General features: G+C 69.1%; 19 protein-coding genes. All 19 read left to right on the top strand.

The features are described 5' to 3' along the window. The first annotated feature begins 1 nt into the window (after position 1). The 19 genes from cydB (at position 2) to ACSYHF_RS19805 (ending at position 17,617) form a co-directional block, all read left to right on the top strand. Positions 2-1,015, top strand: a complete 1,014-nt coding sequence (cydB, locus tag ACSYHF_RS19895; RefSeq protein ID WP_005420317.1) for a cytochrome d ubiquinol oxidase subunit II — start codon at positions 2-4, stop codon at positions 1,013-1,015. Positions 1,016-1,231: 216 nt separating this feature from the next. Then, positions 1,232-1,975, top strand: coding sequence for a beta-ketoacyl synthase chain length factor (locus tag ACSYHF_RS19890; protein ID WP_005420315.1), 744 nt, complete (start codon positions 1,232-1,234; stop codon positions 1,973-1,975). Next, the gene (locus ACSYHF_RS19885; protein ID WP_005420313.1) at positions 1,968-2,765 is read left to right on the top strand and encodes a lysophospholipid acyltransferase family protein; all 798 of its coding nucleotides are present in this window, start codon (positions 1,968-1,970) and stop codon (positions 2,763-2,765) included. The genes ACSYHF_RS19890 and ACSYHF_RS19885 overlap by 8 nt, the downstream gene beginning before the upstream one ends. Continuing rightward, on the top strand, positions 2,752-3,009 hold the full coding sequence (locus ACSYHF_RS19880; RefSeq protein WP_005411610.1) for a phosphopantetheine-binding protein: 258 nt from the start codon (positions 2,752-2,754) through the stop codon (positions 3,007-3,009). The genes ACSYHF_RS19885 and ACSYHF_RS19880 overlap by 14 nt, the downstream gene beginning before the upstream one ends. A gap of 17 nt (positions 3,010-3,026) precedes the next feature. Then, complete coding sequence (locus tag ACSYHF_RS19875) at positions 3,027-3,284, top strand: acyl carrier protein (RefSeq protein WP_005420312.1); 258 nt, start codon at positions 3,027-3,029, stop codon at positions 3,282-3,284. 22 nt (positions 3,285-3,306) lie between these two features. Further along, on the top strand, positions 3,307-3,858 hold the full coding sequence (locus ACSYHF_RS19870; RefSeq protein WP_049416044.1) for a COG4648 family protein: 552 nt from the start codon (positions 3,307-3,309) through the stop codon (positions 3,856-3,858). Further along, positions 3,851-5,536 (top strand): AMP-binding protein, encoded by a 1,686-nt coding sequence (locus ACSYHF_RS19865; protein WP_069138863.1) that lies wholly within the window; start codon positions 3,851-3,853, stop codon positions 5,534-5,536. Before ACSYHF_RS19870 ends, ACSYHF_RS19865 begins: the two co-directional genes overlap by 8 nt. Then, positions 5,526-6,296 (top strand): glycosyltransferase family 2 protein, encoded by a 771-nt coding sequence (locus ACSYHF_RS19860; RefSeq protein ID WP_065196793.1) that lies wholly within the window; start codon positions 5,526-5,528, stop codon positions 6,294-6,296. Before ACSYHF_RS19865 ends, ACSYHF_RS19860 begins: the two co-directional genes overlap by 11 nt. Position 6,297: 1 nt before the next feature. After that, the gene (locus tag ACSYHF_RS19855) at positions 6,298-7,239 is read left to right on the top strand and encodes an LpxL/LpxP family acyltransferase (RefSeq protein WP_065177839.1); all 942 of its coding nucleotides are present in this window, start codon (positions 6,298-6,300) and stop codon (positions 7,237-7,239) included. Further along, entirely contained in the window at positions 7,229-8,779 is a 1,551-nt protein-coding gene (locus tag ACSYHF_RS19850; protein WP_032954644.1) for an HAL/PAL/TAL family ammonia-lyase, read from the top strand. The genes ACSYHF_RS19855 and ACSYHF_RS19850 overlap by 11 nt, the downstream gene beginning before the upstream one ends. Further along, on the top strand, positions 8,766-9,197 hold the full coding sequence (locus ACSYHF_RS19845; RefSeq protein WP_065196795.1) for an acyl-CoA thioesterase: 432 nt from the start codon (positions 8,766-8,768) through the stop codon (positions 9,195-9,197). Before ACSYHF_RS19850 ends, ACSYHF_RS19845 begins: the two co-directional genes overlap by 14 nt. 2 nt (positions 9,198-9,199) lie before the next feature. Next, positions 9,200-9,823, top strand: coding sequence for a LolA family protein (locus ACSYHF_RS19840; RefSeq protein ID WP_170944939.1), 624 nt, complete (start codon positions 9,200-9,202; stop codon positions 9,821-9,823). Then, positions 9,816-12,170, top strand: a complete 2,355-nt coding sequence (locus ACSYHF_RS19835; RefSeq protein WP_329916081.1) for an MMPL family transporter — start codon at positions 9,816-9,818, stop codon at positions 12,168-12,170. The genes ACSYHF_RS19840 and ACSYHF_RS19835 overlap by 8 nt, the downstream gene beginning before the upstream one ends. Positions 12,171-12,222: 52 nt before the next feature. Continuing rightward, positions 12,223-13,473, top strand: coding sequence for an NAD(P)/FAD-dependent oxidoreductase (locus tag ACSYHF_RS19830; protein ID WP_005420291.1), 1,251 nt, complete (start codon positions 12,223-12,225; stop codon positions 13,471-13,473). Next, the gene (locus ACSYHF_RS19825; RefSeq protein WP_329916082.1) at positions 13,461-14,018 is read left to right on the top strand and encodes a DUF3261 domain-containing protein; all 558 of its coding nucleotides are present in this window, start codon (positions 13,461-13,463) and stop codon (positions 14,016-14,018) included. The genes ACSYHF_RS19830 and ACSYHF_RS19825 overlap by 13 nt, the downstream gene beginning before the upstream one ends. Continuing rightward, positions 14,015-15,199: a beta-ketoacyl-ACP synthase gene (locus tag ACSYHF_RS19820; protein WP_005420288.1), complete on the top strand. Its 1,185-nt coding sequence runs from the start codon at positions 14,015-14,017 to the stop codon at positions 15,197-15,199. Before ACSYHF_RS19825 ends, ACSYHF_RS19820 begins: the two co-directional genes overlap by 4 nt. Further along, positions 15,196-15,651, top strand: a complete 456-nt coding sequence (locus ACSYHF_RS19815; RefSeq protein ID WP_005420287.1) for an ApeP family dehydratase — start codon at positions 15,196-15,198, stop codon at positions 15,649-15,651. Before ACSYHF_RS19820 ends, ACSYHF_RS19815 begins: the two co-directional genes overlap by 4 nt. Beyond that, positions 15,648-16,379, top strand: coding sequence for a 3-ketoacyl-ACP reductase FabG2 (locus tag ACSYHF_RS19810; RefSeq protein WP_049416034.1), 732 nt, complete (start codon positions 15,648-15,650; stop codon positions 16,377-16,379). Before ACSYHF_RS19815 ends, ACSYHF_RS19810 begins: the two co-directional genes overlap by 4 nt. Further along, positions 16,379-17,617, top strand: coding sequence for a beta-ketoacyl-ACP synthase (locus tag ACSYHF_RS19805; protein ID WP_134956204.1), 1,239 nt, complete (start codon positions 16,379-16,381; stop codon positions 17,615-17,617). Before ACSYHF_RS19810 ends, ACSYHF_RS19805 begins: the two co-directional genes overlap by 1 nt. Positions 17,618-17,633 lie beyond the last annotated feature (16 nt).

Raw genomic sequence — 17,633 nt, 5'->3', positions numbered from 1 at the left:
CATGGACCTGATGACCTGGCTGCCGGTGGCGTGGTTCGCGGTGATCGGCTTCGGCGTGCTGATGTACGTGGTGCTGGACGGCTTCGTGCTTGGCATCGGCATCCTCGCCCCCTTCGCCGAGGACGAGGAGCAGCTGGACCTGATGATGAACACCGCCGCGCCGATCTGGGACGGCAACGAGACCTGGCTGGTGCTGGGTGGTGCCGGCCTGCTGGCGGCCTTCCCCAGGGCCTATGCGGTGCTGTTGTCGGCGCTGTACCTGCCGGTGCTGGTGCTGGTGGTGGCGCTGGTGTTCCGTGGCGTGGCCTTTGAATTCCGCTTCAAGGCACATCGGTCACGCCGGCTGTGGAGCGTGGCGTTCGGCCTCGGTTCGCTGCTGGCGACGTTCGCCCAGGGCGTGATCCTGGGCACCCTGGTGCAGGGCATCCCGCTGGTGGACGGTGTCTATCAGGGCGGGCCGTTCGCCTGGTTCAGCCCGTTCGCGATGCTGACCGGTGCCGCGCTGGTGGCCGGCTATGCGCTGCTGGGCAGCACCTGGCTGATCCTGAAGACCGACGGGCGCGTGCAGGCGCTGGCGCGGCAGATGACCCGGCCGCTGGTGGTGGCGGTGATCGCGGCGATGGGCCTGGTCAGCAGCTGGCTGCCGTTCCTCGATTCGCGGTTGATGGCGCGCTGGTTCAGCGACGGCAACTTCTGGTGGCTGTCGCCGGTGCCGCTGTTGACCCTGGCGGTAGCCGCTGCGCTGTGGCGCAGTGCCACCCACCCGCGCCGTGACCTGCCGCCGTTCCTGCTCAGCCTGGCCCTGTTCGTACTCGGCTTCCTCGGCCTGGTGCTGGGGATGTGGCCCTACCTGCTGCCACCGTCGATGACCCTGTGGCAGGCCGCCGCGCCGGCCTCCTCGCTGGGCTTCACCCTGGTCGGGCTGGTCATTCTGCTGCCGGTCATCCTCGGCTACACGGCGTGGTCGTACCGGGTGTTCCGCGGCAAGGTGCACGCCGATACCGGTTACCACTGATCGATTGAAGCGGGGGCCGCCGGTGCCGGCTCCCGTGTTGGGGAATGTGAAACCTGCACACCCCGTGCAGGACGTGCTAGCGTGCGCTCCTTTCCGGCAGCCAGGGGGGCAGCCGGCGACGTCCTGGACGGACGCACGGCTGCAGGACTGGGGGGCCGCCGCGCGTCGCCGTAATGGCTCGTGCCTATCGTTCTCCCGTTGAAGCACCTTCGCTAAATGATCGAATTCTCCATCGTCGACTGGGCTGCCTGGGCGCCCGGCCTGAGCGAGCGTAGCCAGTGGCTGGGCTGGGCCGATGCGCCGTATCCGCCGGTTGGCGAAGACACGCCGGCGCTGGCCGAGATCCCGGCAATGCAGCGCCGCCGCATCGAGCGGCTGGGCCGGATGGCGATCCAGGCTGCCTGCTGGTGCGAGGATGGGCAGGGGGCGGACAACCAGGTCCCGCTGGTGTTCGCCAGCCGCCACGGCGACGTGGCCCGTTCGATGGAGCTGCTGGGGGCGCTGGCCAGTGATCAGCCCTTGTCACCGACGGGGTTCGGCCTGTCGGTGCACAACGCGATCGCGGCGTTGTACTCGATCGCGCGCGGCCACCGTGGCAACTACCTGGCGCTGGCCGCCGGCCAGGCCACGGTCGAGACCGCCTGCCTGGAAGCGGCCGGTCTGCTCGCCGATGGCGCCGGCGAGGTGCGGGTCGTGGTGTATGAGTCGCGCCTTCCCGAGATTTACTCGACGTTCGCCGACGAACCCGACCCGTTCTTTGCCTGGTGTTGGCGTTTGACGGCGCCGATGCCGGGCCAGCCGACCCTCTCCCTGCAGTGGGAGGCGGCGCCGGAGGCCCCTGCCACCGCCCCGGGCGCGCTGCCGCACGCGCTGGACCTGCACCGCTTCCTGCTGTCCGGTGCGCCGGCGCTTGAGCACGTGGCCCAGGGCCAGCGCTGGCGCTGGGGGCGCCGTGGCTGAGGCGCTGCGCCGTCTCGATCATGCCTGGCGGGTGCTCGGCACCGGCCTGAGCTTTGCCGCATTCGGCATGGGCGGCCTGCTGCTGGGCGTGCTGGTGATGCCGGTGCTGCTGCTGATGCGCGACCCGGTGGTCCGTCGCCGTCGGGCCCGCCGCGTGGTTCAGGTTGCCTTTGCCAGCCATCTGCGCCTGATGCGCGCGCTGGGGGTGATGACCTACCAGATCGAGGGCGGTGAACGCCTGCAGCGCGACGGTTTGCTGGTGCTGGCCAATCACCCGACCCTGATCGACGTGGTCTGCCTGATCTCGCTGCTGCCCAACGCCGATTGCGTGGTGAAACGGGCTGTGGCCTGCAACCCGTTCATGCGCGGTCCGGTGCGAGCGGCCGGCTACATCTCCAATGACGATGGCGCTGGCCTGGTCGATGACTGCGTGGCGGCGGTGCACGCCGGCGGCACCCTGGTGATCTTCCCCGAAGGCACCCGCAGCGTGCCGGGCCAGCCGCCGCGGCTGCAGCGCGGGGCCGCCAACATCGCCGTCCGTGGCCGGCTGGACATCACCCCGGTGCGGATCACCTGCACCCCGCCCACGTTGACCAAGGGACAGAAGTGGTATCGTGTCCCCTCACGTCGCTTTCACGTTCGGCTGCAGATCGGCGAAGATATCCCGATCGCGCCCTTCCTGGCCGATGACGACTCGCCAAGGGGGGATGCCTTGGCAGCCCGCCGCGTCACCGAGCACCTTTCTCGTTATTTCGACCTGTCTGGAGATCCGCCCCGTGCAAGCACTTGAGCACGAGATCAAGGAATTGATCATTTCCTCCCTTTCGCTGGAGGACATCACGCCGGAGGACATCGATCCGACCGCGCCGCTGTTCGTCGAGGGCCTCGGCCTGGATTCGATCGACGCGCTGGAGCTGGGCCTGGCGCTGCAGAAGAAGTACGGTGTCAGCCTCTCGGCCGATTCGGAAGAAACCCGTCGCCATTTCTCCAGCGTGCGCGCGCTCGGCGAGTTCGTCGCCGCCCGCCAGTCGTAACGGCGCCAGGAATAGCCATGACCAAGAATGAACTGTTCGAACGCATCGTCAGCATCCTGACCGACAGCTTCGAGATTGAAACCGCCCGGATCACCCCCGAGGCCCGGCTCTACGACGACCTGGACATCGACAGCATCGATGCGGTCGACCTGATCGTGCAGCTCAAGCCACTGCTCGGCCGCAACCTGCAGCCGGAAGCGTTCAAGGCCGTGCGCACCGTGCAGGACATCGTTGATGTCGTGTATGGACTGCTGCCGGACCAGGCAGCCGCCTGACCGCAGCGCCGGCGGCTTCGCCATGGCTCGCGCACGTACCGTCGTGGTGGCAGCGATTTCGCTTGCCTACCCGCTGCTGGTGTACCTGGCGATGGGCCGCTTCGAGCCGCGCTGGCTGTCGCTGCTGCTGTTCACCCTGGCCCTGCTGCGTGCGCTGAGCACGCGCCAGCCGTTGTGGTGGGCCGCCGCCGCCGGCACCGGCCTGCTGGCGGTGCTGGCCACCGTGCTCAACCAGGCCCTGCCGCTGAAGCTGTACCCGGCGCTGGTCAATGCGGTGATGCTGGCGGTGTTCGGCACCAGCCTGCGCTTCGGGCCGCCGTTGGTGGAGCGCCTGGCGCGGCTGCAGGAGCCGGACCTGCCCCCGTTCGCGGTGGCCTATACCCGCCGCGTCACCCAGGTGTGGTGCGGCTTCTTCGTTCTCAACGGCAGCCTGGCCCTGCTGACCGCGCTGTACGCGTCGGACCGGGCCTGGATGCTCTACAACGGATTGTTGGCGTACGTGATGATGGGCGTGTTGTTCGCAGGTGAGTGGCTGGTGCGGCGGCGGGTGAAGGCGGCGCACGCGCATGGCTGAGTGGATTGCCCTGGACCGGCTGCTGCTGGAGGCGCGGCCGCAGCGCAGCGTCGGCCTGTGCGACGGAGACATGGTTGACCACGCCTGCTTCCGCCAGCGCGTACGGGGCTGGCGCGCCGCCTTTGCGGCGGCTGAAGGCCGCGACTGGGCCCTGTATTTCGATGACGCCGTGGCCTTCGCTGCGGCGCTGTTCGGCGCCTGGCATGCCGGCAAGCGGGTGTTCCTGGCCGCTGACAACCTGCCGGCCACGCTGCAGGCGCTGCAGCCGCAGGTGAGCGGTTTCGCGGGCGACGTACCGGCCGACTACCGCCCGCTGGCGGCGCTGGACGCCACACTGGACGACGAACTGCAGGCGCTGGACGAGCGCGCCTGCGAGCTGTGCGTGTTCACCTCCGGCAGCACCGGCCAGCCCAGTGCGATCGGCAAGCGCCTGGACCAGCTGGCGCGCGAGGTGGAAGCGCTGCAGGCCGCGTTCGGTGCGCAGCTGGATGGCGCGCAGGTGCACGGCACGGTGTCCCACCAGCACATCTACGGGCTGCTGTTCCGCGTGCTGTGGCCGCTGGCCGCCGGCCGCCTGATCCATCCGCGTCGGTTCTTCCACGAAGACCTGGTGGGTGCGCTGGCCGGTACCGACACGGTGCTGGTGGCGACGCCGGCCCATCTCAAGCGCCTGCCCGAGCAGCTCGACTGGGCCAGCCTGCATGGCCGCCTGCGCGCGGTGTTCTCCTCCGGTGGCCCGCTGCCGGAGGACGCGGCGCGACACGTGCGGCAGTGGTTGGGCGTGGCCCCGACCGAGGTCTATGGCAGCAGCGAGACCGGCGGTATCGCCTGGCGCCGCTGGGACACCGACCTGCCGCCGTGGCAGCCGCTGCCGGGTGTGCAGTGGCGGATCGACGACGGCTGCCTGGCGGTGGCCTCGGCGCATCTGGAAACCCCCGGCTGGTGGCGCACCCAGGACCGCGTGGAAGCCCTGGCCGATGGCCGTTTCCGGCTGCTGGGCCGCGCCGACCGCATCGTCAAGATCGAAGAGCGCCGCGTCTCGCTGGATGCGCTGGAACGCGCGCTGCGCGAAGACGCCGAAGTGGATGACGTGCGCGTGCTGGTGCTGCCCGGGCAGCGCGAGCAGCTGGCCGCCGTGGTGGTTCCGGCCGATCCGGCGCTGCTGGAGGGCGGCGACGCCGCGCGCCGTGCGCTGGGCCAACGCCTGGGCGCGCGCCTGGCGCATGCGCATGACGCGGTGACCCGGCCGCGCCGTTGGCGCCTGGTGCAGGCGTTGCCGATCAACGCGCAGGGCAAGGTGACCCAGGCGGCATTGGCGGCGCTGTTCCAGCCACTGATGCCGGTGCCGGTCTGGGACCGCCGCGACGCCGCCAGCGCCACGCTGCGCATGACCCTCGACCCGGCGCTGCGGCCGTTCCAGGGCCACTTCCCGCAGGCGGCGATCCTGCCCGGTGTGGCGCAGTTGGACTGGGCGATGCGTTTCGGCCGCCAGGCATTTGCGATGCCGCGCGCGTTCCTGCGCATGGACGCGGTGAAGTTCCAGCACGTGGCCCGCCCCGGCGATGAGTTGACCCTGCAGCTGGACTGGGATGCCGCACGCAACGTGCTGGCCTTCCGCTATACCTCCAGCCACGGTGTACATGCCAGCGGCAGGGTGGTGTTCGCCGATGCGGACTGACCCGGCCGTTGCCGGTGCCGCGTTTGCGCCACTGGTGGTGATTCCCGTCTACGACCACGAGCACGCCATCGTGGCGGTGGTCGACGGTGTGCAGGCCGCTGGCCTGCCTTGCCTGTTGGTCGACGATGGTTCGCATGAGGCGTGCGCGGCGGTGCTGCGCACGCTGGCACAGCGCCAGGGCGTTGACCTGCTGCGCCTGGACGCCAACCAGGGCAAGGGTGGGGCGATGCTGGCCGGTTTTGCTGAAGCCGGCGCGCGTGGCTACAGCCACGTGCTGCAGATCGACGCAGACGGCCAGCACGATACCGCTGACCTGCCACGCTTCATCGAGGCCGCGCGTGTGCATCCCGACGCGGTGATCTGCGGCATTCCGGCCTACGACGCCAGTGTTCCCAAGGCACGCCTGTATGGCCGCTACGCCACCCACGTCTGGGTCTGGATCAACACGCTGTCGCTGCACCTGCGCGACACCATGTGCGGCTTCCGGGTGTATCCACTGCCACCGGTGCTGCGCCTGATCGGTGAAGAGACCATCGGCCGGCGCATGGATTTCGATACTGAAGTGATGGTGCGCCTGTACTGGCGCCAGCTGCCGGTTGAGCACCTGGCCACGCGCGTGACCTATCCCGCCGATGGCGTGTCGCACTTCGATGTGTGGCGCGACAACGTGCGCATCAGCCGCATGCACACCCGCCTGTTCTTCGGCATGCTCTGGCGCGCACCGCGGCTGCTGTGGCGCCGCCTGCAGGGGCAGCGCTGAGATGGCGACCGCGCAGGATGCCCCGCACTGGGCCGATATCGGCGAATCGACGTCGGTGGCCGGCGTGCTGTTCCTGTGCTGGGTGCACCGCTGGTTCGGGCGCTGGCCATTCCGCCTGTGCGCGTGGCCGGTGGTGGCCTGCCATTGGCTGGGCAACCGTGTGGGGCGACAGGCCTCGATGCAGTACCTGCAGCGGCTGCAGGCATACAGCGGTGTGCTCGGCCGCGCGCCGACCCGGCGCGACAGCCTGTGCCACTTCTTCGCCTTCGCCGACACGATGCTGGACAAGATCCTCGGCCTGGGCGGGCGCTACCCGGCCAACCGTATTCACCTGCACCGCGACCTGGTGCTGCAGAAGATCGCGCGCCGCGAAGGCGGTCTGATCCTCACCGCGCACATCGGCTGCCTGGAACTGTGCCAGGTGCTGGCCGAACAGGTGCCGGGGTTCCGCATCACCGTGCTGGTGCATACGGCGCATGCGCAGCGCTTCAACCGCCTGCTGCAGCGGCTGGACCCGCTGGCGGCGGTGGAGCTGGTGCAGGTGACCGAAATGGGGCCGGCCACCGCGGTGATGCTGGCCGAGCGCGTGGCGGCCGGTGGCTTCGTCGCCATCGTCGGCGACCGCACGCCGGTGCAGGGCGGCCGCAGCGTCACCGCCGATTTCCTCGGCCATCGCGCGCCATTCCCGATCGGCGCCTATGTGCTGGCCGCGGCGCTGGGCTGCCCGGTCTACACCATGGCCTGCCTGCACCAGGGCGAGGGCTATCGCGTGGCATTTGAACAATTCGCCGAACGCATCGTGCTGCCGCGTGGCTCGCGCGACGCGGCACTTGCCGAACAGGCACAGCGCTTCGCGCGCTGGCTGGAACTCCAGGTCATCCAGTCCCCGTTGGACTGGTTCAATTTCTTCCCCTTCTGGGATCAGGCTCCGCATGACGACTGACGCCGTACCCGTGTGCCGCTTTGGCGATGCACCGTTGACCATCGAAGACGTGGTTGCCCTGGCCCAGCGCCAGTGCGAGGCCGCACTGAGCGACGCGCCGGCGTTCCGCGCACACATCCAGCGCGGTGCCGACTTCCTTGACCGCCTGCTGCGCGAGGATGGCGTGATCTACGGTGTGACCACCGGCTATGGCGATTCGTGCACGGTGAACATCCCGCCGGCGCTGGTGGCTGAACTGCCGCACCACCTGTACACCTACCATGGCTGCGGCCTGGGCCGCTACCTGGACCCGGTCGAGACCCGTGCGGTGCTGGCCGCGCGCCTGGCATCGCTGGTGCGCGGCATGTCCGGTGTCAGCGTGCCGCTGCTGGAAGGCCTGGCCACGCTGCTGCAGCACGATGTGCTGCCGATGATTCCGGCCGAAGGCTCGGTCGGTGCCAGCGGCGACCTGACCCCGCTGTCGTACGTGGCTGCGGTGCTGTGTGGCGAGCGCGAGGTGCTGCACGATGGCCGCGTGCAGCCGGCGGCCGAGGTGCTGGCGAAGATCGGCATGACCCCGCTGAAGCTGCGGCCGAAGGAAGGCCTGGCGATCATGAACGGCACAGCGGTGATGACCGGCCTGGCCTGCCTGGCCTGGCAGCGCGCCGACTACCTGGCGCGCATGGCCACGCGCCTGACCGCGTTCAACGTGCTGGCCAGCGACGGCAACGCGCACCACTTCGACGAAACCCTGTTCGCGGCCAAGCCGCATCCGGGCCAGGGCCGCATCGCCGCGCGTCTGCGCAGCGACCTGCACAGCGAGCGTCCGCCGCGCAATGAACAGCGCCTGCAGGACCGCTACTCGCTGCGCTGCGCGCCGCACGTGATCGGCGTGCTGGAGGACAGCCTGCCGTTCCTGCGCCAGCTGATCGAAACCGAACTGAACAGCGCCAACGACAATCCGCTGATCGATGCCGATGGCGAGCGCATCCTGCATGGCGGCCACTTCTACGGCGGCCACATCGCGCTGGCGATGGACACCCTGAAGAACACCGTAGCCAACGTGGCCGATCTGCTCGACCGCCAGTTGGCGCTGGTGGTCGATGCCCGCTACAACCATGGCCTGCCGGCCAACCTGTCGGCGGCCACGGGCCCGCGCGCGGCCATCAACCACGGCCTGAAGGCGCTGCAGATCAGCGTGTCGGCCTGGACGGCCGAAGCGCTGAAGCAGACCCTGCCGGCCAGCGTGTTTTCGCGCTCCACCGAGTGCCACAACCAGGACAAGGTCAGCATGGGCACCATCGCCGCGCGCGACTGCCTGCGCGTGATCGAGCTGACTGAACAGGTGGTGGCCGCGATGCTGATCGCCGCCCGCCAGGGCCTGGCGCTGCGCGAACGGGTTGGCCTGAACGCGCAGCTGCATGGCAGTCTGGCCGACATGTACGCCGACCTGGGGCAGCGCATCGCCCTGGTTGAAGAAGACCGCGCGCTGGATCGCGAACTGCGGGAACTGCTGGTGGAGATCCGCGCGCAACGTTGGGAGCTGTATGCCGGTGAATGAGGCCATCGAACGGGTCGGCGAGGTTGCGCTGACCCCCGCCTTCCATGACTGCGATCCGATGAACGTGGTCTGGCATGGCAACTACTTCAAGTACTTCGAGATCGCGCGCTGCGCGCTGCTCGGGCGCTATGACTACGACTACCCGCAGATGCTCGAATCGGGCTACCTGTGGCCGGTGGTCGATGCGCGGGTGAAGTACGTGCGCCCGCTGCTGTTCAACCAGGCGCTGCGCGTGGTTGCGCGCATCGTGGAATGGGAGAACCGGCTGAAGATCGAGTACGAGATCCTTGATGCGGAAAGCGGCCAGGTGCTGACCCGCGCGATGACCATCCAGGTCGCGGTGGACGCGGCCAGCAAGGAAATGCTGTACCAGTGCCCGCCGGTACTGTGGGAACGCCTGGGAGTGCCTGCGCCGTGAACATGCTTGCCCGTCTTTCCAGCGTGCTGCTGTGCGCGCTGATGTTCATTGCCGCACCGCAGGTGCAGGCCGCCGACCCCGCCATCGATGCGATCACCCAGGCGGTGGCGCGGCCGGACGTGCTGCGTGGCCAGTTCAGCCAGGAAAAGCAGGTCAGCGGCTTCAAGAACCCGCTGCGCTCGCAGGGCCAGTTCGTGGTCGCGCGCCAGCATGGCGTGATCTGGACCACGCTCAAGCCGTTCCCCTCCGAAGTGGTGGTCACCGCCGACCGCATCCTCAGCCGCCAGCGCGATGGCAGCACTCGTGTCGAGCTCGATGCACGGCAGCAGCCGGCGATGCGTTCGGTGAACGCGATCATGTTCGCGCTGATGAGTGGCGACGTGCAGGCGCTGTCCGGCCAGTTCAACGTGGCGGCCAGCCGTGAAGGGCAGGGCTGGCGGCTGCGACTGACGCCGAAGTCGGCGATGCTGGCCAAGGCGTTCCAGTCGCTGACCCTGCAAGGTGACCGCTACGTGCGCCAGGTCGAGATCGTCGAGGCCAACAAGGACCGCACGCAGATCCAGTTCAGTGCACTGAGCGAAGCGCCGGCCACGCTCACCGCCGACGAGGCACGCCGCTTTGAGTGAGGGGGCAGCATCGAACGGGCCGGACCGGTTGCGGCGCTGGTGGCACTGGCTGGGCATCGCCTGGCTGGTGCTCCTGCTGGTGTTGGGTGCGCAGCAATGGCGCCTGTGGAGCCAGCAGTCGCGGATCGACACCGACATCCTCGCCCTGCTGCCGCAGGACGCGCATGACCGCCTGTTGAGTGACGTCACCCGGCGCATCGCCGACGGCAGCTCGCGCCAGGTGGTGGTGCTGCTGGGCAGCAAGGATGGCGCCGCCGCCAAGCGCGCACAGGCGGCGTTCGCTGCGGCGATGGCGGCGGATGCCGACAGCGCGTTGCTGGTGCCCAGTGGTTCGATCGAAGGCTGGTTCGACGAGGCGCGCGCGTTCTACGCGCCGTACCGCGACCGCCTGCTGACCCCGGCCCAGCGCGAGCAGCTGCAGGGCAGCGAGCCGGGCGCGTTGGCCGAGCAGGCGTTGGCTGCGCTGTACGGTCCGATGGGCGCACCGCGCCTGACCGATTGGCGGCAAGACCCGCTCTCGCTGTGGCCGCAATGGTGGCAGCAGCAGGCGCAGGGGTCGGGGTTGCGGCTGGGCGATGATGGCCTGCTCGAAGCCGAGGGCAGGCATTGGGCCGTACTGCAGTTCGATACGCCGGGGTCGGCGTTCCAGCTTGACGGCGAGCGCCATCTCGACGGCCTGCTGGAACGTGCCGGGCTGGCCGCCAGGGCGGCGGTGCCCGAGCTGGAAATCCTGCATGCGGGTGTGCCGCTGCACGCCGAAGCGGCGGCGGTGCAGGCCAACCAGGAGATCAACACGATCGGCTGGGGCTCGCTGGCCGCAGTGCTGCTGCTTGTGTGGCTGGCGTTCCGTTCGCTGCGGCCGATCCTGCTGGTCGCCGCGTCGTTGCTGATCGGCTGCGGCGTGGCGCTGGCGGTGACCGTACTGGTGTTCGGAAAGGTGCACGTGCTCACCCTGGTGTTCGGCGCGTCGCTGGTGGGCGTGGCCGAGGACTACGGCATCCATTGGTTCGCTTCGCGCCAGGCCGAACCGGCTGATCGTCGCTGGAAGCTGCTGCGGCACCTGCTGCCCGGCCTGTGGCTGGCCCTGCTGACCAGCGCGCTGGCCTACCTGGCACTGGGCCTGGCCCCGTTCCCGGGCCTGCGCCAGATGGCATTGTTCTCGGTGGTCGGCCTGGCCGCCGCCTTCCTTACGGTGATTTTCTGGTTCCCGTGGCTGGATGGCGGTGAGATCCGCCAGACCCGTTTCTCGCAGTGGCTGGGCAACACGCTGGAGCGCTTCCCGCGGTTGCATGGCCGCCGGCCGGTGACGGTGTTCGTGGTGATCACGCTGGCGCTGTCTGCCATCGGCATTGCCCGCCTGAACAGCAACGACGACCTGCGCAGCCTGCAGTCCTCGCCGCCGGCGTTGATGGCCCAGCAGATCCGCCTGAGCCAGCTGCTGGGCATGCCCAGCCCGGCGCAGTTCTACCTGGTGCAGGGCAGTGACGCCGCACAGCTGCTGCAGCGCGAAGAAGCGCTGACCGAACGCCTGCGTGTACTGGCCAACGACAAGCGCATTGGTGGCTACCGTGCGATCAGCGACTGGCTGCCGTCGCCGTCGCGCCAGCAGGCCGATGCCGCGCTGACCGCCAAGGTGGAACCGGGCGTGCTGGACGCGGTGTCCGAGGCGGTCGGCGAACCGCTGCCGCGCCCGGATTTCGCCGCTACGCCGCTGACCGCGGAGGCGTTCCTGGCCTCGCCGGCCTCGCAGCCGTTCCGCCACCTGTGGGTGGGCGAGGTCGGCGGGCAGATGATCAGCGTGGTGATGGTCGATGACCTGTCGCGCGCCGATGCGCTGGCCACCCTGCGCGGGGCGGCCGAAGGCCTGCCGGGTGTGCGCTGGGTGGACCGCACCGCCGACTTCTCGCAGCTGCTGGGCCACTACCGCAAGCTGATGGGCGGGCTGCTGCTGGTCGGCATCGTGCTGGTGTTCGGCGCGCTGTGGCTGCGCTATCGCCGCCAGGCCTGGCGCGTGTTCGCGCCGACCCTGATTGCCGGTGCGCTGACCCTGGGCCTGCTGGGCCTGTTCGGCCAGCCACTGCAGCTGTTCAACGTGCTGGCACTGATGCTGTTGCTGGGCATGGGCATCGACTACGGCATTTTCCTGATCGAGCACCGCGGCGACGCCAGTGCCTGGCTGGCCGTGTGCGTGGGCGCGGCCAGCACCTGGCTGTCGTTCGGCCTGCTGGGCCTGTCGCAGACCCCAGCGTTGCGCGCGTTCGGCCTGACCCTGCTGTTCGGCATCGGCCTGGTCTGGCTGATCTCGCCGCTGTTCCGTCCGCCGCCGCACGATCTGCCGCCGGCCTGAACCTGTTTCCGACTTCCTTCTTTCCACTTGATCGAGCAACAAGGACGCACCGATGAACACTGCTGTGGATGCTGTCGAACGTACTGAAATCCTGATCATCGGCGCGGGCCCGGCCGGTTCGGTGGCTGCGGCGATGCTGCGCCAGCAGGGCCGCCAGGTGCTGATGCTGGAACGCCAGCAGTTCCCACGCTTCTCCATCGGCGAAAGCCTGCTGCCGCAGAGCATGGAGTACATCGAGGCGGCCGGCCTGCTGCAGGATGTGGTCGAGGCGGGCTTCCAGTACAAGAACGGTGCCGCCTTCGTGCACGGCGAAGCGCGCACTGCATTCGACTTCAGGAAGAAGTTCTCGCCGGGTTGGGGCACCACCTACCAGGTGCAGCGCGCCGACTTCGACAACGTGCTGGCACGCGGTGCCGAGCGCATGGGCACCACGCTGCGCTTCGGCGACGAAGTGCTTGCGGTCGAGCCGGGCGAGCAACCGGCGGTGACGGTGCGCCGCCCGGACGGCAGTGAATACCGCATCGAGGCCGATTTCATCCTCGATGCCTCCGGTTTCGCGCGGCTGCTGCCGCGGTTGCTGCAGCTGGAGTCGCCGTCCAACTTCCCGGTGCGCGGCGCGATCTTCTGCCACGTGCGCGACAACATTCCGGCCGAAGCGGACTTCGACCGCAACAAGATCCTGATCACCACCCACCCCGAGCACATCGACGTCTGGTACTGGACGATTCCGTTCTCCAACGGCTGCTGTTCGCTGGGCGTGGTCGCCGAGCCGTCGTTCTTCGAGCGCTACGAGGGTGACGACCTGCAGAAGCTGCAGGCTATCGTCGGCGAGGACCCCAACCTGACCGGGCTGCTGGCCAACGCCGAATGGGCGGTGCTGCCGGTGCGCCGCATCACCGGCTATTCGGCCAACGTCAGTTCGCTGTGGGGGCCCGGCTACGCGTTGCTGGGCAACGCCGGCGAGTTCCTCGATCCGGTGTTCTCCTCCGGCGTGACCATTGCCTTCAAGTCCGCGCAGCTGGCCAGTGAATGCCTCAAGCGCCGCTATGCCGGCCAGGCCGTGGACTGGGAGGCCGAGTTCTCGATCCCGCTGCGTGCCGGCGTGAAGACCTTCCGGCGCTTCGTCGAAAGCTGGTACGAGGGCGGTTTCCAGAAGATCATCTACCACCCGCAACAGCAGCCCGAAGTGCGCGACATGATCAGCTCCATCCTGGCCGGCTACGCCTGGGACACCAACAACCCTTACGTGGCCGACGACAGCGGCCGCCGCATGCGCGTGCTGGAGCAGCTGTGCGGCGCGTGATTGCCCGTACTGCGGTGCTGCTGCTGTGCCTGCTGCTGGCCGCCTGTGCCGGCCGCATGCCGAAACCGCAGGTGGAACTGCCGCCGCTGCGCCTGGCGCCGGCCAGCCTGCCGGCGCCGCTGGCGCTGCAGCAGCAGCTGCATTTCCGCTTCGGCACGCATGAGCGCGATCTCGACGCGCTGCTGGAAGCCGACGCCCAGCGGGTGCAGCTGGCCGTGCAGGCGATGGGCCAGACCGGCGTGCGCCTGCAATGGGACGGCCAGCAGCTGACCCAGCAGCGCGCGCCATGGCTGCCACCGCAGGTGCGCGCCGAGCGCGTGCTGGATGACCTGCAGTTCGCGCTGTGGCCGACTGCGGCCATTGCCGCCGTGCTGCCGGCGGGCTGGCAGGTCAGTGATGATGGCCATCAGCGCAGCCTGTCGCGTGAGGGCACCGTGTGGCTGCACCTGCAGCGGCTGGACGATGGCAGCGTGCAGCTGGACAACCGCGCCGAAGGCTATGCGCTGCGCATCGAATCGATCGACATGGCCGGGCCGGACCGATGAGCGCACCAATCTACCTGAACGACCTGGGTGTGGTCTGTGCACTCGGCGCTGGCCGCGCCGAAGTGACGTCGGCACTGTTCGCCGACGCGCCGGGCGGGCTCAGCGACAACGAGAGCCTGTTGCCGGGGCGCACCCTGGCGCTGGGGGAAGTACGCACGCCGCTGCCGGCGCTGGATGACCTGCCGGTGGCCCTGCGCGGGCGCAACAATGCCCTGCTGGACGTGGCATTGGCTCAGATCGCGCCGGCAGTGGCCGCGGCGATCGCCCGCCATGGCGCCGAGCGCGTAGCGGTGGTGCTGGGCACCAGCACCTCGGGCATTGGTGAATCCGAGCAGGCATTGCGCAGCCATGCCGAACAGGGCCAGTGGCCGCAGGGCTTTGATTACGCCCAGCAGGAAATGGGCACCGCCGCGCAGTTCGTGCGCCAGCGCAGTGGCGCACAGGGGCCGGCATGGACCCTGTCCACTGCCTGCTCGTCCAGTGCCAAGGCGCTGATGTCGGCCGCACGCATGCTGCGTGCCGGCATCGTCGATGCGGTGATCGCCGGTGGCGCCGATTCGCTGTGCCGCTTCACCGTGGCCGGCTTCAGCGCGCTGGAATCGGTCTCGGCCCAACGTTGCAATCCGTTCTCGCAGCATCGTACTGGTATCAACATCGGCGAAGGCGCCGCGCTGTTCCTGCTCACCCGCGAACCCGGCCCGGTATGCCTGGCGGGGTGGGGCGAGTCGGCCGACGCCCACCACATGTCCGCCCCGGACCCGCAGGGCCTGGGCGCCATCGACGCCCTGCAGCAGGCGCTGCAGCGTGCTGGCTGGGCCGCCGGCGAAGTGGACTATGTGAACCTGCATGGGACCGCGACCGGCCACAACGATGCGATGGAAAGCCTGGCCGTGTCGCAGGTGCTCGGCAGCCACGTGCCGGCCAGTTCGACCAAGCCGTTGACCGGCCATACGCTGGGTGCCTCGGGTGCCATCGAGGCGGCGCTGTGCTGGATCGTGCTGGCCGAGAACCCGCAGCAGCTGCTGCCGCCGCACTGGTGGGACGGCGTGGCCGACCCGGCACTGCCGGTGCTGCCGCTGGTCGCACCGGGCACGCGCCTTGCGCAGCCGCCACGGCGGGTGCTGAGCAATTCGTTCGCCTTCGGCGGCAGCAATGCCGTGCTGGCACTGGAGCGTCGATGAACACGCTGTACGCGATCGAAGACGTGGTGCCGCACCGCCAGGACATGTGCCTGCTGGAGCGCATCACGCAGTGGGACCAGGACGCCATCGAGGCCGAACTGGTGGTGCCCGAGGCCGGCCTGTTCGTCGAGGATGACCAGGTGCCGGCATGGGTCGGCATCGAGTACATGGCGCAGGCCATCGCGGCCTGGGCCGGTTGCCGAGCGCGTGCGGCCGGCAGGCCACCGCAGCTGGGCTTCCTGCTCGGCAGCCGCCGCTACAGCAGCGCGCGCAGTAGCTTCCCCAGCGGTTCGCGGCTGCGCGTACAGGCGCGCTGCGAGCTGTTGGGTGACAATGGATTGGGGATGTTCGCCTGCCGCATCCTGGCAGGCGAGGAAGAATGGGCGACAGCCAACGTGTCGGTGTTCGAACCGGCCGACGCGATGGCCTATCTGGAGAGTGGACAGGCATGACAGGGAATCGAAGCGTGCTGGTGACCGGCGCCAGCCGGGGCATCGGCCGGGCCATCGCGCTGCGCATCGCGCGCGATGGCTTCGACGTGGTGGTGCATTGCCGCAGCCGCGTGGATGAAGCGCAGGCGGTGGTCGCCGAGATCCAGGCACTGGGCCAGCAGGCCCGCGTGCTGGTGTTCGACGTGGCCGACCGCGCGTCTGCGCGGGCCGCTCTGGAGGCCGATGTCGAAGCGCACGGCGCTTACTACGGCGTGGTCTGCAATGCCGGCATCGCCCGCGATGGCGCCTTCCCGGCGCTGTCAGCGGACGATTGGGACCAGGTCATCCACACCAACCTGGATGGCTTCTACAACGTGCTGCATCCGCTGATCATGCCGATGGTGCGGCGGCGCAAGCCGGGCCGCATCGTCACCCTGTCGTCGGTCTCCGGACTGGCCGGCAACCGCGGGCAGGTCAACTACAGTGCCGCCAAGGCCGGCATCATCGGCGCCACCAAGGCCCTGGCGCTGGAACTGGCCAGCCGCCAGATCACCGTCAACTGCGTGGCCCCGGGCCTGATCGAGACCGAAATGCTCAACGACGAAGTGGTTGAACACGCGCTCAAGCTGATTCCCGCCGGCCGCGTTGGCCGCCCGGACGAAGTGGCGGCTACCGTGGCGTTCCTGCTGTCCGAACCGGCCGGCTACATCACCCGCCAGGTGATCTCGGTGAACGGAGGCATGCTCTGATGGCCGCCGATCGTCGCGTGGTGGTTACCGGCGCCGCTGCCATCAGTCCACTCGGCCACGACTGGCCGACCATCGAAGCGCACCTGCGCAGCTGCCGCAACGCGGTGCGTGCGATGCCCGAGTGGGATGTCTATGCCGGGCTGAACACCAAGCTGGCCGCGCCGGCGCAGGACTTCGAGCTGCCGCCGAACTACAACCGCAAGACCACCCGCTCGATGGGCAAGGTCGCGATCATGTCGGTGCGCGCCACCGAGGTGGCGCTGCGCGAGGCCGGCCTGAATGAGCATCCGGTGCTGCGCAGTGGCCGTACCGGCGTGGCCTATGGCTCCTCGTCCGGCAGCCACGAGGCCACCGGCGAATTCGGGCGCATGCTCAACGAATTCACCACCGATGGCATCAGCGCCACGACCTATCTGAAGATGATGAGCCACACCGCGCCGGTCAACATCGGCGTGTTCTTCGGCCTGTCCGGGCGCGTGTACACCACCTCCAGCGCCTGCACGTCAGGCAGCCAGGGTGTGGGCGCGGCCTATGAAGCCATCCGCAGCGGCAAGCAGACGGTGATGGTGGCCGGCGGTGCCGAGCAGCTCGATGCCACCGCTGCAGCGGTGTTCGACACGCTGTTCGCCACCAGCGTGCGCAACGACGCGCCGCAGACCACGCCTCGCCCGTTCGATGCCGTCCGCGATGGCCTGGTGCTGGGCGAGGGCGCCTGCACGCTGATCCTGGAAGACCTGGAACACGCGCAGGCGCGCGGCGCCACCATCCTTGCCGAGGTGGTCGGCTACGGCACCAACAGCGATGGCCAGCACGTCACCCAGCCCAGCGCCGACACCATGGCCCAGGCCATGCGCCTGGCATTGGAGGACGCCGGCCTGGACGCGGCGCAGATCGACTACGTCAACGCCCATGGCACCGCCACCGACCACGGCGACATCGCCGAGACCCAGGCCACCGCACAGGTGTTCGGCAGCCGCGTGCCGATCAGCTCGCTGAAGAGCTACGTCGGCCACATGCTGGGTGCCTGTGGCGCGTTCGAGGCCTGGGTGAGCATCCAGATGATGCGTGCCGGCTGGTTCGCGCCCACCCTGAACCTGGCCGCGGTCGACCCGCGCTGTGGCCAGCTCGACTTCATCACCGGGCAGGGCCGCGAACTGCAGGCCGAGTACGTGATGAGCAACAACTTCGCCTTCGGCGGCATCAACACCTCGCTGGTGTTCCGCCGCTGGAGCGAGTGATCCACTGCGCCAACAC

The organism is Stenotrophomonas maltophilia group sp. P373 (assembly GCF_053295075.1).
Note: the sequence above shows the minus strand (reverse complement) of the source record. Positions and strands in the feature narration are given on the sequence as shown.